Genomic DNA, 26,861 nt, shown 5'->3' with positions numbered 1-26,861 from the left:
ATGCTACTTAGATATGCTACTTAGTTGTTCTACTAATGATTAATTCGTAATTATTAAACTTTAGACTATTTACCTAAAGAGATATTCTTCACTGAAAGAGCATATCTGCCAAAGTAAGTACGTAAAATTTGAGCTTGCGCTTCTAACTCAAACTTCTTACTAGTACCTGCAGGTTCTTGACTTAAACTTAAGTTAAAGCCATTTAACCATTCTTCGAGACGATATTTACTTTGTGTAAGTAGATCTACATAATTAGCCTGCGTTAAACTTAAGTACTGTTGCGGATGAGTTAGAAGTTGTGCTACATGCGGATAATTTAACAGCTCTAACCAAGAAGCAGCATTCTCTAAACTCCAGAACTCTTTATTCTGGGCAAAGATTTGCACTAAATCTTGTGGATCGGCAAGAGTTACTTGTTGCATACTTGGTAATACGGCATACTGATCAGAACCTAGAACCATTACTTGTTCATTACTCTTAGCTAAATCTAAAGCTTGAGTATTTTCAGTTGCTTTATTGCTAGGCTGTTTCTCACTAGTCTGATTTTGATTAGGCAGATTATCGTCAGTGTGTATATCACTAGACTGGTTATCGCCTAATTGTTTATCACTCGACTGGCTAGTGATTGCTTGCCTAGTGATTACTTGGCTATTCGTCACAAATTTCGTAAGAGCTTGTGTTAAGTTATTTATAACTTGTTGACCTGCTTGTGCAGCCGAGCCAAGTAAAGTAACTTGCTCAAGCCAAGCTTTATAGTCTTTAACTTTAACCCCATGGTAAGCAACTTGCGTTTCATAAGCTAATCTATAACCACAAAGCAAACTCGTAGGGGCAACTTGTGTATTAGGCTTTAAAGCTAATTGCGCATAGTTAACATAAGTTGTTGCTGGATCAGGCTCTTGTGTCTCATCAGCCATAAAATGCCATTTACGTTCAGCTAATTTTACTTTGGCTTTAGTTTTAGCTTTATCTTTTGCTGCTTCTTGTTGCTTAGCACCCTCTTGATGGTTAGCAGTTTCTTGTTGTGTCGCTAAAAACGGTGAAGCATAGACATAGTTGAAGTGTTGAATTTGACTATAACGTACAAAATAGCTAACTGCACTTGTATGCACCCCAACAAAATGTAAAGAAGCGGTATTTAATACTTGAGGATTAATGTACTGTTCGCTACTTTGCAAACCTACTTTACCAATTAAACGCTTGAATAAACTTGCACTTGTAAACATACTTTCATGATTGAAAGCTAAAGCACAAGCATCTAATCTCCAAGCATCATAGGTTTGTCCTAAGGTTGGTAATTGAGCAATAAAGCTATCTAAGCCTTTACTGTCATAGATGGTTTGTGGATCTAAAACTGCAATCCAAGCGGCTTCTTCATGCCCGGCTAGTTTAATTAGTTCTTGTAGTTGTACAAAACCAAAATTAAAAAAGTTATGGTATAACCAATAAACGGAAAATCCTCCCTCATACATATACTCGGCTAGCCAAGGATTATGTTGTGGAACAATCGGACTCGGATAAATAGCTAGTTTAAAACCAGGATTTTCTTCAACAAAGGCTGTTGCTATTTCTAAGCTTTGATCAGCTTGTACTCCTACTGGAGGAGGTGCATATACTAATACCCCTTGCGTAAAAGCTTGCTTGATTGTTTCTAAGCTCGCACTTAAAGTTACGGCTTCTTGATATACCGGAATTAAAGCATAAGCTTCTACTTTGGTTTGTAATTTACGGAAATCATCTTGCTGTACCGTTTGATCACCCTGACGTAGTAAATCTACTTGTTGAGGAATCTGTCCGGCAGCTAAATAAGCTGGAGTTAATTTAGTCATAATGAGATAAATAATTAATCTGGCAGCTCATGTCAAGAAATAACACACGAGCTAAAAATTTTCACAGCCTTATTAAATATAAGGACTATCTTTAATTAGACAAGAAAATTAAGACCGAGTTCAAAGAAATTCTCACTTTTCTCTTAGTTTTTTCTCTTGGTTTTTTCTCTTGGTTTTTTCTCAAGTGAGAAATAATCTTTATGATGCATCACTTTGTGGTGTATCACTTTGTGATGTTTCACTTCTGTTCTACATTATAAGAAATTATCTGACACAATTACAAAAGCAAATTTTAGCAATGTAAAAAAGACCGACAAACACTTGTCGGTCTTTTTTACATTAAAACAGTCCATTATCACCATCAGAGTTTAAATCGATGTTTGGTTGAAATACTGGAGCTGTTGGTGGAACTTGATCTTTACGATAATATTCAATAAAGCCACCTGAAGTTACGTAGTAACCATTACTGTTAATACGGTAAGCTTCAATGTTTTTCGGCATAAATGGTGCATAAGGTTTTATTGAAGATAATTGATCACGTTCAAAAGCAATCCATTGTTGCAGTGCAACACCACCCCCGAACTCACGTCTACCTAGAGTAGTAGCATCATCTTTAGCTACGTAAGTTGCGGTGATATAGTTTGCGGCATAACCTACGAACCAAGCTGAACGCGAGTCGTTGGTTGTACCTGTTTTACCACCTACATCTTCACGACGTAAAGACATCGCCGCACGTGCTGTTTGGCTATTAAAGCCATAACCACCACGAATGTTCGAGTTTAGACCAGACCACATTAACCATGCTACATCTTGTGAAAGTACGCGAGGAGCATATTTAACTTCTTGCGCTTGCTCTTTCGCTAACAGCGTTGAGTTAGTTGCATCTGCTGCTTGCTCAATGTCTAAGTTACGTTTTTGTGTAACTTCTTCGCTTAGTTTAGCTAAGTCGTCTAGATCTTTTGGTGAATTAGGATCGTCTAAAGAAATGAGGTCATCATTCTTCATCCCTTTACCAGCAGTTGCATCTGCGGTAATTGGATCTACTGCTTTAATTGAATTACATTCGTTTGTATTAGCAGTACATGCCACTAAAGGATTAGCTTTATAAATGATGTCACCGTTTAAATTCTCAATGCGATCGATAAGATAAGGAGTAATTAAGAAACCACCATTATCAAATACGGCATATGCACGAGCCATCTCTAATGGCGTAAAGTTCGCTGTACCTAAAGCAAGAGAGTAAGTCGCCATAAATGAGTTCGAACTAAAGCCTAAACGTTGTAAGAACTTAGACATATAATCCGTACCCACTTGTTGGATTAATTTTACGGCAATAGTATTACGTGACTCACCAAAACCTTGACGTAAGGTAATATCACCTTTATAAGAGTCACCGTAGTTTTTCGGCTGCCATTTTTTACCATTAACAATAATCGCTAAAGGCTCATCACGAACAATAGTTCCCCAGCTATAACTACGCTCATCATTTGGTGCATATTTCTCAAATGCCGCTGCATATACAAATGGTTTAAACGAAGAACCTACTTGTACGGTCGCTTGCGTTGCACGGTTAAACGAAGAAAGGTAGTATGAGAAACCACCCACCATTACTTCAATAGCCCCGTTTTGTGAGTTTAAGCTAATTAAACCAGAGTTCACGTTCGGAATTTGCGCGAGTACTGCTTTAACACCAGTATCGTTAATGATAGGCTCAAAGTATACTAATTGCCCTGGAGTAAGAATTTGTGAAACTGCTTTAGGAGCTGCACCTTTAGCATCGGCATTGATGTAACGACCTGCCCATGCCATATCTTTTAAGTACATGGTTAAGCGGTTACCGCTAGCATCCATAACTTCAGCAGTTTCTTTACCTGCTGCTAATACTACACCTGGTTGAATTGGATCATATGCTGGATAGGTTTTTAAACGTACGAGAATCTTGTCGTTTAAAGTTTCATTATCCGGCATACCTTCAGCAATGTTAAATAAGAAGGTTTCGTTATCTTTAGCGCGCCAACCGTGTCGTTGGTCGTAGTTAATTAAGTTACGACGTACTGCCACTTCAGCTTGGTGCTGTAAACCGTTATCGATAGTTGTATAAACTTTAAAACCACCAGTGTAGGCAGCTTCACCATATTTTTTATACAGAGCTTGACGTACCATTTCTGATACATAACCTACGCTGTCGTTTGAACGACCTGGGTTTACTACAACCGCTTGCGCTTTAGTTTCGTTGTATTGTTTCTCAGTAATGAAGCCTGTTTCCCACATGGCTTCGAGTACTTGATCACGACGTTCAACGGCTGCTTTTAAATTTGCAATTGGATTTAAGCGCGTTGGCGACTGTTGAATCCCTGCTAATAAAGCTGCTTCTGATAATGTTAGTTCATCTACAGATTTATTGAAGTAAGTTTTTGCTGCTTCAGCAAAACCATATGAACGGTGACCTAAGAATACTTTATTCATGTAAGCCGCAAGAATTTCTTCTTTAGTCATGGCTTTTTCCATGCGCACCGAAAGAATAATTTCTTTAAACTTACGGATATATTCTTTTTTCGAGTTTAAAAAGAAGTTACGAGCTACTTGTTGAGTAATGGTTGAACCACCTTGGGCTTTACTACCAGTCTTAATCAGTACCCAAGCGGCACGAGCAATCGAACGTGTATCAAAACCACCATGTTCATAGAAACGACGGTCTTCGATAGCAATTACGGCATTACGTAATTGCTCTGGAAATTGTTCATAAGTTAATGTCGTACGACGTTCAGAACCATAGGTCGTAATAAGTTGACCATTACGGTCATACACGCGTAATGGTTCAGAGTACGTAGGAGTAAAGTCTTTAACATCAGGTAAATCGGTAATTAAATATGAGTAAAAACCGATAACCCCTGCTACCCCTAGAGTTCCTAAACCTAACCCCGCGGTAAAGAGAAATTTTAATTTATTTTTCATGGGAAAGAATTTAATTAAACACAAGTCCCGAAAGAGTAATTCAGTAATCTTAACCTTTAAGTTATGACGATGATCCATTATAGCAAAAGATACTTAAAATTTAATTGCTATCTTCTCTAAATGACTATCTTTGGCTGGTTAAAATGTAAATTTTAAGCAAGACTTAAGTAAATATTAGGGTCAGTGCTTAACCATCATAACTCAAAAATACATAAAACCCCTCGCTAGGGCGAGAGGTTTTATGTATTCTATGGTTTTAAAGCTAAGATCCGTCAAGAAGTAAAGAAAGCAAGCCCCCAAAGACAATCATTTAATTGTGCCTTAAGGATTTTATTTAGAGATGCTTCATCAGAGATCGCTTAATTGATCACTTTACTGATAGCTTTACTGATAGCTTTACTGATCTCTTTATTGCCGTCTTAACTTATTTGGTATAGCGAGAACTTTTACGTAACGATTGTCCGCGATTAATGATCTTATTCACTTTACTGCGGAAAACTGGAGCATAAGCACCAAGAGCCGAAGAGGTAAAAGTTTCTCCTTGGAGATCTAAGTAACAGGTAAACGCACTACACAATTGACTTAATTGCGTCATGAGAATACCTAATAATTGTTGGTGATCTAGAATTGAACGTGACACATAAATGTATAAACATTTATAGCTATTACGACGATTATCTGTTATCCACTGTCCAAACTCATTAAATAAGTAATAAAGCACAAACTCTTTATCATTTTTTGGACTTAAGCGCCATACGTTGTTATAGGATAAACGTACCACGTCTTGCTTAAACTGCGTACTGTTATACGTGTTTGACGAGTCTTTCATTTTATTCATGAGTAATGAATTTAATAACTCGGCTGAAATTTCAGCTCCACGTTGGTGACGCACTTTAAATACAATATAGTTATCCGGACTATCAAATAGCGTATTTAATTGATGAACAACAGGATCTTGCTCTACGTATACTTCTTGTTCAGGCTCAACTTGTATCGTTGGTGCGGCAGCTTGTGTACGTTGTCTTGCTAAAGTTAGCAGATCAGCTTGCTCACTATTTTCCTTAACCGCATTTACGGTCGGAGTACTTGAGGCACTTGGAGCTTTAGTTACTCCTGCTGCACTTGCTCCATTTACCGCTCCGGTTGAACTAGGATCACGATTTAATGGAGCTGTTGTACCCGCTGTAGTTACCACGCGATCTTGCGTAGGGCGAACTTGTGACTTAGCTTGTTGCTGCTTTTCTAATATTTTCAGAAATTCCTCTAAGTCTGCTTGGGATAATTCATTTAATAGGTTTTGCAGCTGAGCTTGGCTAAATTGTCCGGTACTATTAGATGAACTTGGAGCTGTGACCGTAGAAGCCGTTGCTGAATTAGCAGCACTTGTGTTACTAGCATTTCCTTTAGTAGCATTAGTTCCTTGATTAGCACTAGGAGTCGAACTTGAACTCGCTTGGGTGCTAGCTTTAGGAGCTACCGATGAGGTTGCGTTTGCTTGCATAGTCGCAGATAAAGCTGGATTAGACTTACCATTTCCTAATGCTCGTTCTTCAGCTAGAGTTAACTCACGATCTGGAGTAGCATTTTTTAATGCTTTACGTCTTTCACGCTCTGCAAGTACGCGAGTTACACTATCTGTAGCATAGGTTAGAGAACTACCAATACTTTCTTGTTGGTTAGTTTGTAAAGCTTTTTCCGTTTGCGCTAATGCACTTTCACTCGCCGTACCATTGGCTACGTATGAACGTGAATAATAGTTATCAGCCGCTTGCTGTTGACTATTTGACGCACTCAGTTTAGCAGGTGCTGCGGCTTTGGCACTAGCACTTGCTTGTGCTCCTATTGCAGCCGCTTGAGTACTAGCTTTTGTCTTACCGGCAAAATTAGGAGTGATTTCATTATAAGCGCTGTTGCCAGTTACATCTGCTTTTTGTCCAGAAACATCTGGGGTAGCAGTGTAGGTTTTCCCTGCGGTAAAACTATTAGTTGTAGCATTTACTTTAGCATTAGCACTTGCATTAGCTTGCTCATTTCCAGCTTTAAACGAACGAGAAAACTGTAAATTATTTGCTGGATTATTCGGAATAGCACCACTTACATTGGCTGCCACATTTGTTGGAGGAATGTAAGTGCTATTAGTAGTATTTAAAGATTTATTTTGTAAGCCAGAGAGCACTCCACTATTACGGAGATCTGCTCCTTGTCCATAGGCAGGAGTATTTAAACCTGTACCTAAAGTTTTATTACTCTGATCTGTTCTTAAAGCATCTTGATGCTGTCTACGCTTATAAAAAGCGTAGCACATATATAAGATTACTAGAGCACAGAGAGCGATCATGATGTAGTAAAAAATTAACATAGTAAGAAATTCTGTCGCGTATGTATCAGTTTTGCTGATATTTCACTTCGTCTTAAGGCTTAAGTTCCATCTAATCTAGGTCAGATTAAACCAAACTTTTTTCAGCAAGAATTGACGAATTATACTTACGACTATTATAAATCAATTAGTTAAAAATTGATATAGTTATCAAGGAAAAGACTGTTTTGTCTTGGCTTAGCTCCTTAGAAACTTCATACTTACTTGTTATTTCTCGATCTATGTGAGCAGGGTAAATCCAGTTTAGTTCTTTTACTCTTAACTACTTAAATCACCTCTTACTTGATCTACTTTATTTACTTAGAGCAATAAGCACTGCCTTAGTGACTACTAATTTTTGCCCAAGTTTAGCCATTTATTATCCATAAAAACTAATCTGCTTTTCAAAACAGCTTGCTCACAGTTATCACAGCAACGTGAGAACAAGCTATAAAGATGAGAGAATTTGGTACTAGCGAGGCATAAAAAATTAGACAAACAAAAAAGGGTAAAGAGAAATAGATCTCTTTACCCTTTTTCTTATAAAGACTTACATTTTAGTAGGTTTTTATCCTTACCTGTAAAAATCAGACACTAACTTTTAAGTTTAGGTGTGCAATAAATTTACTCTTAGTAAAGTTAGATTAATAAATAAGGATTTATTACTTTTCTTACAGCTGATGTATTGCGGACTACTACCTAAGTAGTGTAGGCTATTATCTCGATATTGCAAGCTAACTTCTCAGTATTGTAAGCTACTACCTAAGTATTGCAGACTACTATCTAAATATCATAGGCTACAATTAATGATTAGCCGCACCTCTAAAATGTTACGAAAAACGTTAGTTACAAAATGTTACAAACTAACTAGCAATTATTTAGCAACTTTTGCACCTTGAACGTAAAGCATTTCTAGAGCTAAAGTTGCACCAGCTAAAGCGGTAATATCAGACTGATCAAATGCTGGAGATACTTCTACTAAGTCCATACCCACAATATTTAGATCTGTTAATTTACGTAATACTTTTAATATTTTATCTGGAGTTAAACCACCGATAACTGGAGTACCTGTACCAGGTGCATAAGCTGGATCTAAACAGTCAATATCAAAAGTTAAGTACACTGGTAAATCACCAACCGTTGCTTTAATTTGTTCAACGATTTGCTCAACTGTTAAATCATTAAATGTAGGTGCATCTAATACTGTGTAATCTAAACTACGATCATATTCAGTACGAATACCTACTTGAATTGAATGTTTAGGATCAATTAGACCTTCTTTTGGAGCATGGTAGAACATAGTACCATGATCGTAAGCAGAACCATTTTCGTAAGTATCAGTATGCGCATCAAAGTGTAAGAGTGCTAATTTACCAAAATGTTTTGCGTGTGCTCTTAATAATGGCAGAGTAATAAAGTGATCCCCACCAAAAGTTAAGCAACGTTTACCAGCTGTTAATAAGCTTGTAGCATGAGCTTCTAAGCGTGCGGTAAAATCAGCATTGTCACCCATAGCATAAACCAGATCACCACAGTCTACGATGTTTAATCTTTCACGTACATCGAAGTTCCATGGAAAACGGAAGTGTTCCCATGCTAAGTTAACCGAAGCACGACGAATCGCTTCAGCACCAAAACGCGTACCTGAACGACCGGATACTGCACTGTCAAAAGGCACACCGGTAATTACCCAATCAGCATTTGAAGTAGCTGGTTCAAAGTTTACCGGTAAACGTAAAAAACCAAAGTTATTCGACACTAATGAAATGTCTTCACGATGATTTAAAGTATTAGTGTTGATTTTCATAAAAATCCTTATTTTGCAAACTAGTAGTACAACAAATGCTTAAATTTCTGTTTCTTCTTCGAGGTAAGTATAACCAGAAAGACCTAATTCTAATTCGCGTAGGAACTTAGATTTATCGGTCGCACTTAAGTTGGAATTATGTACTTCTTCGCGATATTTTTCGAGAATTTTCTTCGGATCGATATATACGTAACTTAGCATGTCCGAAACTGTATTACCGTGATATAAGTCAATCACTTCAAACTCATCTGCACCTGTTACACGTAAGTCGATCGTAGTTGTATCACCAAAGAGGTTATGCATATTACCAAGAGTTTCTTGGTAAGCACCTAACATAAAGAAACCAATTAATGGTGGATGATCTACATCAAAATCAGGAATTGGTAAAGTCGCAGCAATACCATCACCATCAATATAATCATCGACTAAACCGTCCGAGTCACAAGTAATATCTAGTAAAACTGCACGGCGCGCAATAGGTTCATGCATTAAGGTAATAGGTACAACAGGGAATTGTTGGTTAATACCCCATGCATCTGGTAAAGACTGAAATAAACTAAAGTTCACCCACACTTTATCCGCAAATCTTTCTTGTAACTCATCGATTACTTGACGGTGTGAGCGGTTTTGCGTACTAAAGAGTTTAGCTACTTCTGAACAGATATTTAAGTATAGTTGTTCTGCATATGCACGTTGTGGCAGAGTAATCGTACCTACGTTATATTGACGGTGTACGTCTTCTAAGTCAAACTGCCCCTCATGAATCCATGTACGTAATGAACGTTTATCACGTTGCGATTGGATATCACTCCAAGTTTCCCACATGCTGTGTAATACTGTTGGATCGGATTCAGCAGGTGGTGATAACTCCATAGCTTTATATCTTTCAACACCAATAACGTTTGAAATTAATAAAGCATGATGCGCAGTGATTGCACGACCAGATTCAGTGAAAATATCTGGATGAGGTAAATTGTAATCATCACATAATTGACCAATACCCCACACAATAGTTTCAGCATATTCACGTAAACCGTAATCTACTGAACGATCAGAGGTCGTACGACTACCATCATAGTCCACCCCTAGACCACCACCTACGTCAAAGCGTTTAATTTTAACTCCTAGATGAGCTAGTTCTACATAGAAGCGCGCTGATTCACGTACCCCAGTAGCAATATCACGAATACTTCCTAATTGCGAACCTAAGTGGAAGTGTAAGAGTTGTAAACAATCTAAGTAGTTTGCTTCACGGAGAATTTCTACTAAGCTTAAAACTTGGGTTGAAGATAAACCGAATTTCGATTTTTCCCCACCTGAAGATTGCCATTTACCAGCACCTTGTGAAGCAAGACGTGCACGTACCCCTAAACGTGGTACTACGTCTAATTTTTTCGCCTCATCAAGCACAAGGTCAATTTCAGAAATCTTTTCAATAACGATATATACTTTATGCCCAAGCTTTTCAGCCATTAAAGCATAACGTACATATTCTCTATCTTTATAACCGTTACATACAATCGTATGTTTTTTAAGTCCAGCATGAGCAATAACAGCTAACAGTTCAGCTTTTGAACCTGCTTCAAGACCATATTTTTCATCACTATGTTTTAAAGCTTCAATTACGCGGCGATGTTGGTTTACTTTAATTGGGTAAACTAAAGTGTAGTTACCTTTATAACCATAATCTTTAATGGCATTAGTAAAGGCGCGGTTAATTGAGCGTAAGCGATGTTTAATTATCTGCGGAAAACAAAATAGGGCAGGTAAATGCGCTCCATGTTTTTCTTGCATGATTTGTGCAAGCTTGTTTAAAGAAATGCGATTTTGCGGTTTATCTGGATTTGGGCACACGTAAACATCACCATTGGCGTCTACATCATAATAATCCATACCCCAATAATTAATATTGGTTACTTCACGTAAAGTCGCGGCTTTCCCTTCGTCAGAAATGTAAGATAAAGGGGTAACAGATGGAGGGATAGTTTCTTGATCTGACACTGACGCATCTCCTAAAAATTAAATAATGCAAAATTATGTAGTGAGTTAGTGAGAAGAAAATGTTATGAGAATTAATTTTTCTTATCTCTTTAGGTGTGCCTTTCCTAAAATAACTCACTCTCCCTAAACTTGATTTTCTTATGGCGTAAAGTTAAAAATGTTAAACAAAATGAATTATCTACACCATAAAATTTCAACTATATTATACCGATAATTATAGTTATACGTCACTTAACTTGAGACACAATTTTTATATTTTTATTCCTTAGTTCGGATAAGCAAAGACTAGCAAAAACCTCCGAAAGTTCCTAGTTAAATTTGCTGTTACCCCCACCCAGAACTATACAGCCAAGCACAGTTATTAATTGGTGGATAGTATGTAAAAAATAATCACTCTTTAGTCTTGTAATCACCTCTTTTGATTTTACATACTCCCTAAGCATTTACATTCGGCAGTTACATTAAGCAGTTATATTAGGTAGTTACATTAGGTAGTTACACTTAGATTACCCTTTCTCTTCCCCACAACCATATATTCCTAAATACCTAAACATAACTAGGTTTATTTACGCAATATAGGAATACACAAATAACATATATCTATGATTATTAGTTTTTTTTACTTTGTTCTTAGGTTGGAGTTAAGTACTTGTTGATATTTTATAAACAGCTTTAGGTTTATAAGATAATAGATAAACTGATTCTTTTTAAGATAAAAGATGCTGCATAAACTTATGCTTTAAACACAAACAACAAGTAAACCTCCTATCTATTCATATCCCAAACAAAACCTAAAATCCAGAATCCAAAATCTAAAATCCAAATTCTAAATTATGCTATGTATGAATTATGCTATGTATGGATGGGTAGAGGTAATACCTGAATTCTGCATTGTACAACAATCTACAAGGTTAAGCTGTACACTGTAACTTAACATCATTATAACTTGTATTTTGCAGTGGGCAGCACCACAACTTTTATCTTAGAAAGATCCAGCTCTGTAATAACTATTAATTGATCTTAAGTAGAAATTTATGAAATTTTACAGTACTCCACTTCTTTCCGCTTTAGGTTTAGCATTTATGAGTGTTTCGGCTTTTGCTAATCCTTTAACCGCTAATAAAGTAAACTTACAACAAGCTCAATGTGAAGCCTTAGCACAAGTAAAATTTAATAACATCGTTATTGATAAAGCTACTTGGAATGCTACCGGTAACATTGGTGCGGACAAAATGTCAGCCTTTACAGGTGGTTCAGATAAAGCTCAACAAGCAGCACCTCACTGTATTGTGACTGGTAAAATCAACCCACGTAAAGGAGCTGATGGTAAAGATTACTACATTGGTTTTGAATTACGTTTACCTGCTTTATGGAATCAACGTTTCTTATTCCAAGGTGGTGGCGGTACTGATGGTTTCGTAGCGCCTGCAGCTGGTCCAGCTTTATACAACACTTCTACCGCAACTCCAGCCTTAATGCGTGGTTATGCAGTGGTATCAATGGATGGAGGTCACCAAGGTTTAACAGGTGATTTTGGTGCAGACCAACAAGCGCGTTTAGATTTTGCTTATCAAGCAATTGGTAAAGTAACAGATGTCACTAAGAACCTTATTAACCAAGCGTATAATACTTTCCCACGTCATAACTTTTTTATGGGCTGTTCAAATGGTGGACGCGAGGCTTTAATCGCTGCACAAAGATATCCGACCGAGTTTGACGGTATTATTGCAGGTAACCCAGGCTTTAGACTTTCACGTGCCGCTGTAGCGCAACAATGGGATTACCAAAAATTCCTCAAAATCGCTCCAAGCGATGCGCAAGGTCGTAAAGTTTTAGCCAATACCCTAACCGATGAAGATCTCAATAAAGTTAGTCAAGCTGTACTAAAAACCTGTGACGCTTTAGATGGAGTTGCTGATGGAGTTATTAATGCTTGGGAAAAATGTAACTTTAATCCAGACACTCTAGATCTTCCTGCTGAAAAAATTGCAGCCCTTAAAGCAGTCTTCAATGGCGCGAAAATGTCTAACGGCACGCAAATCTACTCAGGTTGGTACTGGGATTCTGGTATTAATCAACTAGGTTGAAGAATGTGAAAACTGGGTAATTCACAAGACGCGACTAAACCTAACTCTTTAGCGGTATCTTTAGGTGCTGAATCTTTAACTAAGTACTTCATGACGCCAACTAATCCTAAATTTAATTTAGCTAAGTTTGACTTTGATGTAGATACGCCAAAAGTTTACCAAACTGGTTATTTTAATGATGCAGTAAGTACGGATTTAAGGACCTTTGCTGCGAATGGTGGTAAACTAATGATCGTTACAGGTTTAGCTGATCCTGTGTTCTCGGCGTTAGATCAAGTTAATTGGTATAAAGAATTAGTAGCTAATAAAAACAACCAAGCTAATTTCTCACGTTTATTTGTAATCCCAGGGCTTAACCACTGTGGTGGCGGTGATGTCTTTAATGACGTTGACTCATTAACGACTCTCGAAGCATGGGTAGATAATGATAAAGCTCCAAACAATATTCTGGCAAAATCTCGTAAATACCCAGAACGTGAAATGCCAGTATGTGCTTATCCTCAAGTTGCAACCTATCGTGGCGGTGATGTAAATAAAGCGAGTAGTTACACTTGTAAGTAGTAATAAATACTCTACACCTTTCCCAACACAAGTAAATCGCTCAAATAGAGCTACACGTAATGGTGTAATGGTGTAATTACAACTACAGCAATCACCCTATAGCCAAAGCTATTATTTTTCTTACAATTTTTAACCCCCAGAGTATTAACTCTGGGGGTTAAGTGTTAACCTTTGTAATCTAAAGCCACAATATACACTTCACGTGATCTATCACGAGAAGCATCTGGCTTACGAATACGTACTGTTTTAAACATTGATCTAACTTGTTTTAAATATTCTTCAAAACCTTCGCCGTGGAAAATCTTAATCACAAAACTTCCACCTTTAGTTAAAGTTTGTTGCACCATATCTAGAGCCAATTCACATAGATACATCGCGCGAGGAATATCTACATTCGGGTTACCTGAAAAATTCGGTGCCATATCAGAAAGAATCACATCAACCGGACGATTATTAATCATTTCCATAAGCTGATTTAAAACACTTTCTTCTCTAAAGTCACCTTGCAGGAATTCCACGTTAAACAGCGGATCCATTGGCAGAATATCACAGGCAATAACTTTACCATTTGCCCCAATGATTTCACCAACGTATTGAGACCAACCACCTGGAGCAGCCCCTAAATCAACCACAATCATATCCTTACGGAAAATGCGGTCTGTACGTTGGATTTCTTCAAGTTTGAAGTAAGCACGTGAACGTAGTTTATTAGCATGAGCTTTCTTTACATATTCATCTTTAAAGTGCTCGTTTAACCAACGACGTGAACTTACAGAAACATTCTTTTTTGTCATAATTATATTAATAATTAAGCTAATGATTTGCTATGTATAAGGTTATCTGAAAAAATAATGTGTAGCGTTATATATGACTAATCAATCTTAATCCAGATTATTTCACTCTAATAGAACATAGCTAAAAATGCAGCCGTAAAGCCCCAAAACACCCCTGGTAAATTGGCTACAGCTAAAGGTAAATCGCGATTAGGCTTAAATAAACCGTAGATTACCCATAAACTACAGTTTATGCCAACAAAGAAAGGTTGAATGGGATCTCCTTTTACTCCATTGAGAGTGTTTAAGATTTGCGGAATATAGGCAATATACATAAACATCGAAGCAAAAGTTGCTACCCAACCTAGAATTAAAAATTTTCGTTCCACTTTAGTATTATGCTTTGGTAGGGTAAGGTAAAGAAGTAAAGACTTTAATCCTTACGAATATGCAAACGTCTAGCTGTAAACAGCTATGTAGTAGTGTGGCAATATTATACTATCAATCCTTGCTAAGTATATAAATTTCAACCAGAAAATAGCTATACCTCGGTTTTTACATTTATTTTATGGTATAATTTGGCATTGGTTTTATAACTTTTTCTAAAAGGATTTTTAACATGGCTTTAAAATTAACTCCAGCAGTTAAAAAAGAACTTTTTGGCCTATCACATGACTTAAAGCCAGTTGTAATGATTGGGCAAAATCTATTAACCGATTCTTTAATTGCTGAATTTAATAACTCAATTGATCACCACGAATTAATTAAAGTTAAAATGTCATTCGAAGGTGATACTAGTGCTGAACGTAAAGAAATTCGTCAAGCAATTTGCCAAGAGATTTTAAATCAAACTACAGGTGTAGAGTTAATTAAAATCATCGGTAACATTGCCGTATTCTACAAACCTTCTAAGGCTCGTAAAGTAGAAGAAAAATTAAAACTTTGGCGTGCAAGTCGTGGTTAAGATAATACTCGTTACAGTTTAGTACTTACCTAAACTTAAGTGTCTAACAACTTAGCAACTTAATATTAAGTAATTAACGACTTAACGATTTAGCTACAATCTAGTTCTTAATGACTTAAAAACTTAACAACAGTAGCTAAAGACTCTTACACAATTTAAGAACTAAATTTTAAAATTTAGTTTCTAGAACTGGATAAAGCAGCTGCTAAGGCAGCTGCTTTATCTGCATCTAAAATCTGCAAGAGCGCAAAATCTTCAATCTTACTCTGCGTAAATAGGTTCACTTTCGTAAGAGATTTTCACAATCTCAAAGTGTAATTGACCAGATGGAGTATCGATTTTAACTTCATCACCTTCTTCTTTACCAATTAAACCACGTGCAATTGGAGTTTTGTAAGAAATACGGTGTTTTTTAACGTTTGCTTCGTCTTCACCAACGATACGGTAAGTAACTTCTTCTTCAGTATCTAAGTTGTAAAGTTCAACTTGACAGCCAAATACTACGTTATCCGCACCAATGTTTTCAGGATCGATTACTTGACCGTTACTTATAATGCCTTCAATATATGCAATACGTGCTTCAGTTAATGCTTGTTCTTCACGTGCAGCATGATATTCAGAGTTTTCTTTTAAGTCGCCGTGTTCACGAGCCTCAGCAATAGCTTTAGTGATCATTGGACGACGTACTGAAGTTAATTCTTTTAATTCTTCTTGTAGTAAGTGTTTACCACGTTTTGTTAGAGGAAGGATTTCCATAGTAAATCTTAATAGGTTAGCTTAGAAATAAATTAGTTATACATTAATCGCTAAAGACTCAAGCTTTATAAATATAAAGCTTTCTGAACGTAAAAGAAAAGTCGTCTTAAATTTTTAACAACAAATTTGTCATAATTAGCTTATAGCTTGCTTAGACGATTTTTTATCTTAGCGATTAACCCTCAACTTTAGCCCTTACAAGCATTGATCTCAATGCAGTTACGACTAAAGATAAAATTCTTATAAATATATACAGAAATGAGCCACAGGGTTTAACCTGTAGCTCGGCAATTTTTGAGTAATTTGTTAACTCGGTTGCCTAGAATTCGGCATTAAATTTAGCTTAAACTTACAGCCAAACTTAACTAGTACATTATAGCATATTTATCTAATTCTACATAATTTCTCGTAAGGATAAATAGCTTTTAAGCACTTAAACCACACTTAACAAAATACGGGAAAAATATATTTAGTTATTGCTGGTAAATTTGTGTACTCAATTAATTCACCCAATTTACATACAATTTTAGTTCAATATTTTAGTTCACAATTTAAGCTCTAAACTCAAGTTCAAGATTTAATTTAGAAATTTAAGTTTAAAACCAGAATTTAAAATCAGCGCTTCAAAATTAGCTTGAACTAAATACTTAAAATGCATAGAGCAGTCAGTCTGATCCTAGCTCTATAATAAACTAGATCCTAGGAAACTAAACTATAAGAAACTAGAATCTAACAAAGTCTAAGAAACTAAGATCTTAGAATCTTAATCAACGTTTAGAGAGAATTCACCGTTTTTCTCAACTAACGGACGTTTAATAATGCGAGGGTTTTGACAAACAATGTCATAACCTTGTGCATCGAACTCATGGTTTTGTTCAGCCATTAGTTTTTTCAGATATTCTTTGTCATTCTCTACTAAAGAGCTAAAGTTACGTGCTCTTAAATTAACTACTTTATCCCAGCCTAATTGTTTAATTGCGCGCTTAAACATATCTTGATCTACACCTTGACTTAAATAATCGTAGAAAGTTACATCATAACCTTGTTCTTTTAACAGTTTTACATGTAAACGTACGGTAGTACAAGTTTTTACTCCATAAACAATAACAGCTTGAGTCATAGTTATATCCTAATGCAAGAAAGTGAGTTAAATTAAAGTGATTTTGATCTTTAAAGTATAGCATAAAGGCAAAAATAAGTTAAGAAATTTTCGCTTTATTAACATAACTAAATACAATTAATCAGTGATTAATAAAACAGTTTTATCTATATATAAGTTAAAACTATCAATAAAATTTTTAAACACGCAAAAAAAGAGCCCCTAAGGGCTCTTTTTTTATTAGCTAGATCTTAACTAGCCTCCGCTCTTATAGTAAACCATAAGTGCGATGACCTGAGGTAATTAAGATCTAGTTATGCTGATTAATAATTTAAGACCATCATTGACCTCAAGTAATAAGTTCTATTTCTAGATACAGTATTACTTAATTTAAGATCTATTTAAAATCTACTTAAGATCTATTTAAAATCTACTTAAGCTTAAAAAGCTGTTCTTTAATTATTTTTCGCCTTTACCATTAACTGGATTCGCAATACTTGATTTTAAGTAACCAGGTACTAGATTACATGCCGAGTTGAATGATGCAGCATCTACAGCTGATAAACCATACTTACGAATTAGTTGTTCAACTGATAAGTTTTGACGATCTGCTTCAGTAACTTTATATGTAGTTAACACATTGTTAATGGTTTCCATACATGTAGAGATCTTGAAGCTATCACGTGTTACTGTAATGGTTTCACCAGCACGGATATAACCTGCTTTAGCAACAGCTTCGGCATTATTACCTGAACGTTCTAATACGTCTTGTGATTCATCTTCATCTAATAACCAGTTATTGAAATCACCATCAAACTCCGGCTGATTGTAGTCGTTAATTGTAAAGTTAACCACTAAATCAGGGTTGTTATTTTGTACGTCAGTTTGGTTGTGACGACCATTAATCGAAGGAGTGGTGTTCATGAAACCAGTATTGTTAGCAAGAATTACTGGATCACCAACAAAGCTTGAGTTACCACCGATATCAAGAACATTATCTGTAAAGCGGTTTTCACCACGCGCTTCAACATTTAAGTCACCTGTTAGTTTGATTACGTTACCAGTGATATTTGAGTTACCACCAGCTTTCGTATTCATGTTCATCGCGGTAATGTTGTTGCGGTGAATATTATTATCACCATCAGTATTAGCTGTAAAGTTACCATTTACTGCAGTTGCATTATTACCTTGGTAATCATTACCTTTTGTACCGTTAATGATAATATCACCTTCTTCAGAAGTTTCATTTGAACCTCTAACAGTTACAGTACCATTTGAAGAGGTGTGTTTAATGCTCTTACCAGCTTTGTAAGTTGAGTTAGTTACTTCAACTCCCTCTTTACCATCATCAACAATTTCACCACCAGCGATTAAAGTAGAATCTTTAACAGTTACTTTACCATCTGATGAATTGTTTGTAATGTTATTTCTCGCTGTAAGGTTACTATTGGTTAGACTTGTACCTGTTTTACCAGAGTTTCTAATATTATTACCGGTCATATTAGTACCAGTAACAACTACAGAACCTTCAGTTGATTCATTAGTGATATCACCACCAGCTGTTTGTTTAGTACCATTACCTAAAATAACATCTTTCTTACCTTTATTGGTAATGTTACCATTTTCGCTAGTTTGTTCAGAGTCATTAATTGTAATACCACCTTCAGTAGATTCATTTAGAATGTCTCCACCAGCAACTTGTTTAGTACCGTTTGTAATAACGATATCTTTTTTAGCGATATTTTTAATGGTGTCTTTGGTTGTTTGTGTAGAACCATCTAGCGTAATGCTACCATTTTCAGCACGGTTAGTAATAGGACCTTCACTATTTTGGTTAGTATTAACTAAAGTAATGTTACCATTAGTTGAGTTGTTCTCAATCTTAGTCTTAGCTGAGATATTGGTATTAGTTTGAGTAATATCTCCTTTAGCTTTATTAGTTACACCACCTTCAGTTGAGGTTTGGTTCGTACCAATAGTTGTAATGTTACCATCTGTACTTTCGTTGGTAATATCACCTTTAGCCGTTTGTTTAGTACCATTACCTAAAACAACATCTTTCTTACCTTTATTGGTAATGGTGCCATTTTCGCTAGTTTGTTCAGAATCATCAATTTTAATACCGCCTTCAGTAGATTCATTTAGAATGTCTCCACCAGCAACTTGTTTAGTACCGTTTGTAATAACGATATCTTTTTTAGCGATATTTTTAATGGTGTCTTTGGTTGTTTGTGTAGAACCATCTAGCGTAATGCTACCATTTTCAGCACGGTTAGTAATAGGACCTTCACTATTTTGGTTAGTATTTACTAGGGTAATATTTCCATTGGTTGAGTTGTTCTCAATCTTAGTCTTAGCTGAGATATTAGTATTCGTTTGGGTAATATCACCTTTAGCTTTATTAGTTACCCCACCTTCAGTTGAAGTTTGGTTCGTACCAATGGTAGTAATGTTACCATCTGTACTTTCGTTAGTAATATCACCTTTAGCGGTTTGTTTAGTACCATTACCTAAAATAACATCTTTCTTACCTTTATTGGTAATGGTGCCATTTTCGCTAGTTTGTTCAGAATCATCAATTTTAATACCGCCTTCAGTAGCTTCATTTAGAATGTCTCCACTTGCAACTTGTTTTGTACCGTTTGTAATAACGATATCTTCTTTAGCGATATTTTTAATGGTGTCTTTGGTTGTTTGTGTTGAACCATCTAGCGTAATGCTACCATTTTCAGCGCGGTTTGTAATTGGACCTTCACTATTTTGGTTAGTATTAACTAAGGTAATATTACCATTGGTTGAGTTGTTCTCAATCTTAGTCTTAGCTGAGATATTGGTATTAGTTTGAGTAATATCACCTTTAGCTTTGTTGTTAACAGAGCCTTCGGTCGAAGTTTGATTTGTACCAGTAGTAGTTAATTTACCTTCTTCTGACTCAAGATTAATATCGTCTTTAGCGATAAATTGTGTACCATTACCTAAATCAATATCTTCTTTAGCAGTAATATCAATACCACCTTCCTCGGATTTTACAACTGTATTGTCTGAAGTTGTAAACTTACCATCTGTGTCAGATTTGAAGCCTTTAATCGCAGTAATATTTGCGTTTGCAAGATTTAAATCTTCTTTAGCAGTTAAATCTACTTTACCTTTATAGTTAGTGATATTAGCATTAGCTGCAGTGATCAGGCCTTCTTCACTATTAACTTTAGTGTCACCTTCTTCAGAAACTAGGTCTGTACCGTTATTGAAGATTACACCTTTCTTACCGTCAAGCTCAAAGTTTTTCTTGATATTAAAGGTTGAATTAGTAGTTTCAAGTGTGCCGTTAGTAGTTAAAGTCGCATTCGCAAATTGTTTTACTTCTACGTCTTTAGTTTCAATACCATCAGCATCTTCACCTGTTGTTTGCACAACAAAGTTACCTTCTTTACCTTCAACACCAGTAAAGGTTGAATTCGTAAGAGTTACTTTCTTATCAGCTTTTATCGTGTCTCCTAAGAAACGAGATACCGCTGCATTTGTAACTTCTACTGTACTGCCAGCACCTGTAGCTTCAGCTGTAAAGTAACCTGTGTCTTCACCAGTAAATACAGCATCTTCAAGAGTTAGATTATCTGTCGCTACTAGTTTTGCGTTACTTACTTGCTTTACTGTAGTTTGATTTACTACCACTGATTTAGCTTGCGCACTGAAGTTACCTTCTTTAGTGCCTGCTACAGTCGAGTGAGATAATACTAAGTTTTCCGCAGCTTCTAAATCAACGTCTAAATCTTTAATAGTCGTTGAATTTAATAAAACGTTTTTTGTTTCAGAGTTGATTACTAAAGAACCTGGGTTTGTACTATTACCCGTAATACTTGTACCGTTTAACTTAATGTCACCGCTACCAGTAGTTACGTTAATGTTTGTACCTTTAATAAACGTATCAATACCTTCAACGATAATGTCACCACTTGCTTGATATAGCGTAGCTGTATCTTGAGCAGCAATTGATGAGTTATCAAACTTAACAGTTTTATCGTTTGAAGTACCTAATGCAACAGTTACATCACCACCAGTTGAGTTTAATACAGATTTATTAGTAATAGTTACATTACCTTTAATTGTATTTTGCGTAAACTCAATTGAGTTTTTGGTGATGATTGTCGAGTTATTAACGGTTAAATCTTTATCTAATTCAGGTAATGCTGAACCTTGCGCAGCTTCTAAAGATGAATTTAATAAAGTTAAATTACCTTGAGCTTTAAGTTTAACATCAGCTTGGTCTGAAATTAAGTGTACACCATCTAACACAGTTTCGTCACCTGAACTTAATTGCGTTAAGGTTACGTCTTGTTTAGCGTGTAACGTTGTATCTTTAATTTCTAAAGTACCAGCCGATCCTGATGAAGAAACGCTTACACTACCTTCTTTAGAAGTGATTGAAGTACCATTAGTTAACTTAATGTTACCTTTAGTAGTATCGAAACTAATATCACCGTTACCAGTAACCGCGGTATTCACTAAAGTAATATCACTTTGTGAAATGATATTTGGTGAAGCACCAGAACCTGTAGCTTCAACAACTGAGTCTGTTAGTTTTACATAACCATTAGTACTTTCTACAGTTACAGTTTCACCTTTGAAAGTTGAACCAGTTGACTCAATGTTATCCGACATTTTAAGTAATGCATTACCTTTATCGGCAATTAAACTCGAGTTAGAGAAAGTTAGAGAACCACTAGTAGAACTAGTTAAATCGATCTCTACATTACCTTCTGTAGCATGAAGTACCGAGTGGTTTGTAATGCTTACTTTACCAGCTGTACCAGAAGCTTGACCAATAGATAATGATTTATTAGCGTTAATGGTTGTATTATCAATTTCTAAAATGTCTTTAGCACCTAAAATTAAAGACTCATCGAATTTACCTGTAGAAGTTAAGGTCGATGATTTTAATTTAATCGTACCACCTTTAGCTGTAAGGTTAAGATTTTTCGCTGTTAATTCTGCACCTTCAATTGCAGATAAGCTACCAGAAGCACTTAAAGTAATGTTTGAGTTCTCTGGGTCTGTATTTAGTGTTGTAATTGAAATAACAACATCACCACCATCGTTAGTTGTACCTAAACTTTGGATTAACAGATCACCTGTATTAGTGCCATCTGGGTCGACAGTACTAATTGCACTATCTTGAATGGTTACGTCGCTTGTATTACTAATAATTTGTAATTTTCTCCAACCTGTAATATTTGAGTTAGAGATAGTTACATCTTTATTAGCTTGGATAGTTGGGAAACCACCTGATTGACCATTTGGATCAGTATAGAATGCACTGATATTTGATCCTTTAATACCAACAGCACCTTCAGAAGATACTACTTGTACGTTATGACCTTCAACAATCGTACCGTCTAAAATATTTAAGTCTTTTTTCGCGGTTAAAGTTGTAGTTGAAGTTTCTGCACCGTCACGTTTAAAGGTTACACGTTGGAAAGTAGCAGATGAACCAGTTGAACCTACAGTTAGACCCTGACCTGCAGCTCCTTGAGCTTTAGTTAAGTCTAAAGTAGAGTCTCTAAAGCTTAAACTACCTTTAGTAGTAAAGTTGTCGTATTTACCTAAAGTTATAGTTGAGTTTTCGATATCTACAGAACCCGTATCATCTAAAGAATCGATAGTTGGAGTTTTAGTAGTGTTATAAGATTCTAAGTTAGATGAGTTAATAACTACAGCATTTGCTGTAAAGCTAAAGTCATTACCACGGTACTCTGTATCTACAATTTCTAATTTATCTGTTGCAGTTAAAGTTAGAGTTGTATCACCTGGATTATCAGCTGTTGCAGTTGTTACGAATTGAGCATTATTAGCTGTAAGTGTTTCCGCACTAATAGTAGTGTTACCAGCACCATTTTTAGCATTAATTACACCATTTTCAATATTTGCATTTGCAGAAGCTGTAATAGTTAAATCTGCCGCAGTAGTTTTTAATAAACCATTATCAACTACATCTAAGCTTTTCAGATTTAAAGTAGCAACATCTGAACCTGTATATATGAAAGAAGTATCCGTTCCAGTTACAGTTAAATCCGCATCCGTAATATTTAACTTGTTAGTAACAGTTAATTTACTACTTAAGTTTACTAATACTCCGTGAGTTGTGCAAATATTTACTTCAGATAATGAAGTTGTTGTGTCTTGTACAACTAAACTACCATTAGTTTGGTTTAGAGCTTTAACTTGCTCTAGAGTTGCATTATTAAATACAAATTCAGTATCTGTTGCAGATCCATTAAGTGAATTTAAAGTAATACCAGATGAATATGAATTACCATTTAAAGATGAGTTTGCAACAATAATCTTACCTACTGTTTGATTAATGTTGAATTTAAAGTCACTCGAACCAGTCGAAGTAACAGTAGTATTTTCAACTTGTAAAGTATAGTCATCACCAGTAGTGTTTAAATTAGCTACAAATGAACCACCTACTTTAATATTTGCTGAATCTTTTAAGGTAAATTCAGGAGTTGTACCATAATTACCTTGACCTTTAGTTACATTTAATTCAAGGTTTCCGGTAGTAGTTGAAGTTAAGTTCTCAACTACAATATTAGGTACATAGTAGCTTGCTGCTGGAGTTGTTGCAATAACTTCAGCTTTACCTGCGTTAATAGTAGAATCTTTAATAGTTACAACTTTATCAGATGTATAACCAGTAAAGTTAAAGATAACTCCATCACCAGCTTCAAACGTCGTATTATTAATTAAACTTGTTCCAGAAACATCGCCCGCAGCTGTAGCATCATAGCCATTTGTGATCATTACTTGACCACCTGAACGAGCTTTAATAGTAGAGTCTGAAATGTTTGTATAACCAATACTAGAAGATAACCAAGTAGCTGTAGTATTAATATAACTATTAGTAATATTAAAGCCTAAACGAGAATCTAAAGTTAGATATTGTTGAGCTGTTGGAGAAGCTCCAGCAACTACTGTTAATTTATCAATATCAGAGGTATAGTTTGAATATAAAACTGAACCTCTAGTACTATTGATGGTAAGGTTATCAATATCTAAATCAGCCCCAGCACTAATTGACAATAACTTCGTAGTGTCTGAACCAGTCGCATTGATTACAGAATCTTTAATAAATACGTTATGATAATCATCTTTTGAGCCGATATCAATCTGTCCTGCGGTTGAGATGTTTACTCTTTCTAAAGAAACATTGTATCTGTCGTAGTTACCAATACCAATCGGAGCACCTTTACTACTGAAGATTGTAGTGTCTGTTACAGTAATACCGTTAACGCCATCACCTGTAGCAGCTCCTCCTCTCCAAATATTTATTCCTGTATCAGAAGAAATAGTTGAACAGGTAACAGTTATAGTTACATTCGGATTTGAACCTTGTGTATCGTCTGTTTTTGCTGCTGAAGCATCAATGAAAATTTCATTGGTAGAAGAATGTAAAGTAGAGTTATCTACTCTAATGAAGCGATCAGTAAAGTTTTCTAAAAAACGAGTATATAACAGTAAATAATAACCAGCTGATAAACTAGATTTATTAAATACAGTTATATTACCTTCATTTGCTGATAAGGTTAAATTACCAAGTGCACTAACCGTTGAGTTATCTACAATAATGTTCTGTTTTGCTTCTAGATATACATTACTACCAAATTTAAGATTTGAATCTACGATAGAAATATCATTTTTGGTAGCATACATACTTAATGCATTAGAAGATGATTTAAAGTCTGTAGAGTCTAGTATAGCACCTTTAAAAGCAATAGAATTCGCATAGAAAGTCGCACGCGTACCACCGCTCTTTTTATATTTGATAAGTTCTAATAAAGAACCATCAGTAAGTGTTACGTTCCAGCTATAAGTAGTATCTTGGAAGTAATAACCTTTATTTTCAATAAAGTATGGACTTGCTTTATATCTACCAGTAGCTACTTCCCATAGACTTTTATCATAATCACCATGTGTAATTTCAAGATGATAAGGGTCTAATAACCACTCACCTACTTCAGTCTCACCATAAGTATTTACATCAAAATTATTAGTAACGTTAATGTAATTACCAGAGGTTTCAATAAAACCACCTTTAGCTTTTTCTGAGGTAGCTACAAACTTACCTTCAACAACGGCATAGTTACCCCATAAGTATGAACTACCCGCATCATACTCACCTGAAACGTCTACTACAGAACCTTCAAAAGCAATAGTACCATTCGATAATTTAATGTTACCTGCACCTTGACGGTCACCACCTAAGTAAACAGTACCCCCCTCTTTACCTTTAGCTAAGATACGAGAGTTTTCTTCAGTACCAACACTATCACCTAAAACTTTAATTGTACCAGCTTTACCTGTAGTATTGCTCGCATCTAAAGTACCGTTATTAACAGCAATACCTGTTTTTTCGCCTAATACTTCAGCTGTTTTTTGGGTGTGAGTTTGATAAGAATCAGCTTCAGAAGCACCAAATAAAACAATTTCTCCATCAGCAGTAATAGTTGCTTGAGAAGCTGAATCAGCTTCTGACACTAAGTCCGCGTAACTACTTAAAGAGCTAACATAACCGTTAGCTACTTTATTTGCTAATAAGTATGCTTTTTTGGTGATAATTTCACCTAAGTTTACAGCTTTATTTTCAGCTGTAACTTTATATGAAATTAGAGGATTATCTAAATCTTGGATAACAATTGAGTTACCTGCTAAAAGGAAAACTGTACCGTCACGGGCTTCAAGCTTGCCTTTATTTACTACAGTACCACCTACAAGAGCTAAAGTACCTTTATCGGTTACTTTAATCATCCCTTGGTTTAGTACTTGAGCGATGGCTTGATCTTTATCTTGGTTAAAGATATATTTGCCATCTACGAAATCTTTATCAGAAATATCAAGTGTTGAAGCTACTAAGCCTGCAACATCCACGCTAGCATTTTTACCAAAAACAATACCAGCTGGGTTTACGATAAATACTTGACCGTTTGACTGTAACTTACCTAAAATTTGTGAAGGATTGCCACCTAACACACGGTTAAGAACAGCCGAGTTAGCGCTTTGTTGGATAAATTGAACTACTTCGTTTGAGTTAATGTTAAAGTTGTTCCAACGAATAATAGCATTAGGGTCTGTTGTAATGGTAGTAATTGCACCGTTAGTCACCATTTTCACTTGGCCTTGGTGGCTAATAATCTCACCAGGTGCAGCAAATACGCTACCACTAAAAGTAAATGCAGAAATCCCTAGAGCTAAAACTAGCTTACGTAAATTTAAAAAACTCCAAGTTGAATAGGTCGTATCAACTTCATTAAAGTTACGGCCTGCTACGGCACTAGTCGCGATTTCAGACACCGCGTCTAAAGACTGGGTCTGACGATTTAATTTTAAACGGTAAAACTTATTCATATAATATTTAAAAATATGAGACTTAATTTAAGAAGTGGTCTTTTAAGATCTTATTTTGCCAGGAGATCTTAATCTAAAAATATAGTAGGTCTATATGTAAGAAGATTTAATTTGCTTGTAACTAGAAAACAACTCAAACTTTTCTTGCCAAATAAAAGTTTGATAAAAGTATCATTCTTACTCGCATATTTCAACATTGTACCATTGATAAAACACGATTTTAAACATAACTGGATCATATTTAGGTATTAGTGCTTAGGAGACTAAATTT

At 35.6% G+C, this 26,861-nt stretch carries 13 protein-coding genes; 3 read left to right on the top strand and 10 right to left on the bottom strand.

All coding sequences use genetic code 11. The annotated features are described in order from the left end of the window. Nucleotides 1–65: 65 nt before the first annotated feature. From CKF58_RS03910 to speA, 5 genes are all read right to left on the bottom strand, one after another. Nucleotides 66–1,829, bottom strand: coding sequence for a hypothetical protein (locus CKF58_RS03910; RefSeq protein ID WP_119531170.1), 1,764 nt, complete (start codon nucleotides 1,827–1,829; stop codon nucleotides 66–68). A 339-nt stretch (nucleotides 1,830–2,168) separates the two neighbouring features. Then, on the bottom strand, nucleotides 2,169–4,784 hold the full coding sequence (locus CKF58_RS03905; RefSeq protein WP_222987692.1) for a penicillin-binding protein 1A: 2,616 nt from the start codon (nucleotides 4,782–4,784) through the stop codon (nucleotides 2,169–2,171). Between the two features lie 424 nt (nucleotides 4,785–5,208). Beyond that, the gene (locus tag CKF58_RS03900; protein ID WP_119531166.1) at nucleotides 5,209–7,143 is read right to left on the bottom strand and encodes a hypothetical protein; all 1,935 of its coding nucleotides are present in this window, start codon (nucleotides 7,141–7,143) and stop codon (nucleotides 5,209–5,211) included. An 871-nt stretch (nucleotides 7,144–8,014) separates the two neighbouring features. Beyond that, nucleotides 8,015–8,947, bottom strand: a complete 933-nt coding sequence (gene speB, locus CKF58_RS03895) for an agmatinase (protein WP_119531164.1) — start codon at nucleotides 8,945–8,947, stop codon at nucleotides 8,015–8,017. A gap of 39 nt (nucleotides 8,948–8,986) precedes the next feature. Next, complete coding sequence (gene speA, locus CKF58_RS03890; protein WP_119531162.1) at nucleotides 8,987–10,948, bottom strand: biosynthetic arginine decarboxylase; 1,962 nt, start codon at nucleotides 10,946–10,948, stop codon at nucleotides 8,987–8,989. A gap of 1,034 nt (nucleotides 10,949–11,982) precedes the next feature. On the opposite strand from speA, the gene CKF58_RS03885 reads away from it, so the two are divergent. Both CKF58_RS03885 and CKF58_RS08735 read left to right on the top strand, forming a co-directional pair. Further along, nucleotides 11,983–13,035, top strand: coding sequence for a tannase/feruloyl esterase family alpha/beta hydrolase (locus tag CKF58_RS03885; protein ID WP_484283649.1), 1,053 nt, complete (start codon nucleotides 11,983–11,985; stop codon nucleotides 13,033–13,035). Between the two features lie 90 nt (nucleotides 13,036–13,125). Beyond that, nucleotides 13,126–13,596, top strand: coding sequence for a tannase/feruloyl esterase family alpha/beta hydrolase (locus CKF58_RS08735; protein WP_484283647.1), 471 nt, complete (start codon nucleotides 13,126–13,128; stop codon nucleotides 13,594–13,596). A gap of 164 nt (nucleotides 13,597–13,760) precedes the next feature. Here CKF58_RS08735 and rlmE read toward each other — a convergent pair whose 3' ends face one another. Both rlmE and CKF58_RS03875 read right to left on the bottom strand, forming a co-directional pair. Then, complete coding sequence (rlmE, locus tag CKF58_RS03880; protein WP_119531160.1) at nucleotides 13,761–14,390, bottom strand: 23S rRNA (uridine(2552)-2'-O)-methyltransferase RlmE; 630 nt, start codon at nucleotides 14,388–14,390, stop codon at nucleotides 13,761–13,763. A 107-nt stretch (nucleotides 14,391–14,497) separates the two neighbouring features. Continuing rightward, nucleotides 14,498–14,758, bottom strand: coding sequence for a SemiSWEET family transporter (locus CKF58_RS03875; RefSeq protein ID WP_119531158.1), 261 nt, complete (start codon nucleotides 14,756–14,758; stop codon nucleotides 14,498–14,500). A gap of 230 nt (nucleotides 14,759–14,988) precedes the next feature. On the opposite strand from CKF58_RS03875, the gene CKF58_RS03870 reads away from it, so the two are divergent. Beyond that, on the top strand, nucleotides 14,989–15,333 hold the full coding sequence (locus tag CKF58_RS03870) for a YhbY family RNA-binding protein (protein WP_119531156.1): 345 nt from the start codon (nucleotides 14,989–14,991) through the stop codon (nucleotides 15,331–15,333). A gap of 261 nt (nucleotides 15,334–15,594) precedes the next feature. On the opposite strand, the gene greA is transcribed toward CKF58_RS03870, so the two are convergent. From greA to CKF58_RS03855, 3 genes are all read right to left on the bottom strand, one after another. After that, nucleotides 15,595–16,089, bottom strand: coding sequence for a transcription elongation factor GreA (greA, locus tag CKF58_RS03865; protein ID WP_119531154.1), 495 nt, complete (start codon nucleotides 16,087–16,089; stop codon nucleotides 15,595–15,597). A gap of 763 nt (nucleotides 16,090–16,852) precedes the next feature. Then, the gene (locus tag CKF58_RS03860; protein ID WP_119531152.1) at nucleotides 16,853–17,209 is read right to left on the bottom strand and encodes a thioredoxin domain-containing protein; all 357 of its coding nucleotides are present in this window, start codon (nucleotides 17,207–17,209) and stop codon (nucleotides 16,853–16,855) included. Nucleotides 17,210–17,647: 438 nt separating this feature from the next. Continuing rightward, nucleotides 17,648–26,590, bottom strand: a complete 8,943-nt coding sequence (locus tag CKF58_RS03855; RefSeq protein WP_119531150.1) for a two-partner secretion domain-containing protein — start codon at nucleotides 26,588–26,590, stop codon at nucleotides 17,648–17,650. Nucleotides 26,591–26,861 lie beyond the last annotated feature (271 nt).

Origin of the sequence: Psittacicella hinzii, from assembly GCF_003585935.1 — a bacterium.
Taxonomy (GTDB): domain Bacteria; phylum Pseudomonadota; class Gammaproteobacteria; order Enterobacterales; family Psittacicellaceae; genus Psittacicella; species Psittacicella hinzii.
This window is presented reverse-complemented; position numbering and strand designations above follow the sequence as displayed.

Coding starts and splice junctions, on each gene's coding strand:
- speB (WP_119531164.1), bottom strand. CDS start 8,947: ATGAAAATCAACACTAATACTTTAAATCATCGTGAAGACATTTCATTA.
- CKF58_RS03885 (WP_484283649.1), top strand. CDS start 11,983: ATGAAATTTTACAGTACTCCACTTCTTTCCGCTTTAGGTTTAGCATTT.
- CKF58_RS03910 (WP_119531170.1), bottom strand. CDS start 1,829: ATGACTAAATTAACTCCAGCTTATTTAGCTGCCGGACAGATTCCTCAA.
- CKF58_RS03860 (WP_119531152.1), bottom strand. CDS start 17,209: ATGACTCAAGCTGTTATTGTTTATGGAGTAAAAACTTGTACTACCGTA.
- rlmE (WP_119531160.1), bottom strand. CDS start 14,390: ATGACAAAAAAGAATGTTTCTGTAAGTTCACGTCGTTGGTTAAACGAG.
- CKF58_RS03905 (WP_222987692.1), bottom strand. CDS start 4,784: ATGAAAAATAAATTAAAATTTCTCTTTACCGCGGGGTTAGGTTTAGGA.
- CKF58_RS03855 (WP_119531150.1), bottom strand. CDS start 26,590: ATGAATAAGTTTTACCGTTTAAAATTAAATCGTCAGACCCAGTCTTTA.
- CKF58_RS03870 (WP_119531156.1), top strand. CDS start 14,989: ATGGCTTTAAAATTAACTCCAGCAGTTAAAAAAGAACTTTTTGGCCTA.
- greA (WP_119531154.1), bottom strand. CDS start 16,089: ATGGAAATCCTTCCTCTAACAAAACGTGGTAAACACTTACTACAAGAA.
- CKF58_RS03900 (WP_119531166.1), bottom strand. CDS start 7,143: ATGTTAATTTTTTACTACATCATGATCGCTCTCTGTGCTCTAGTAATC.
- CKF58_RS08735 (WP_484283647.1), top strand. CDS start 13,126: ATGACGCCAACTAATCCTAAATTTAATTTAGCTAAGTTTGACTTTGAT.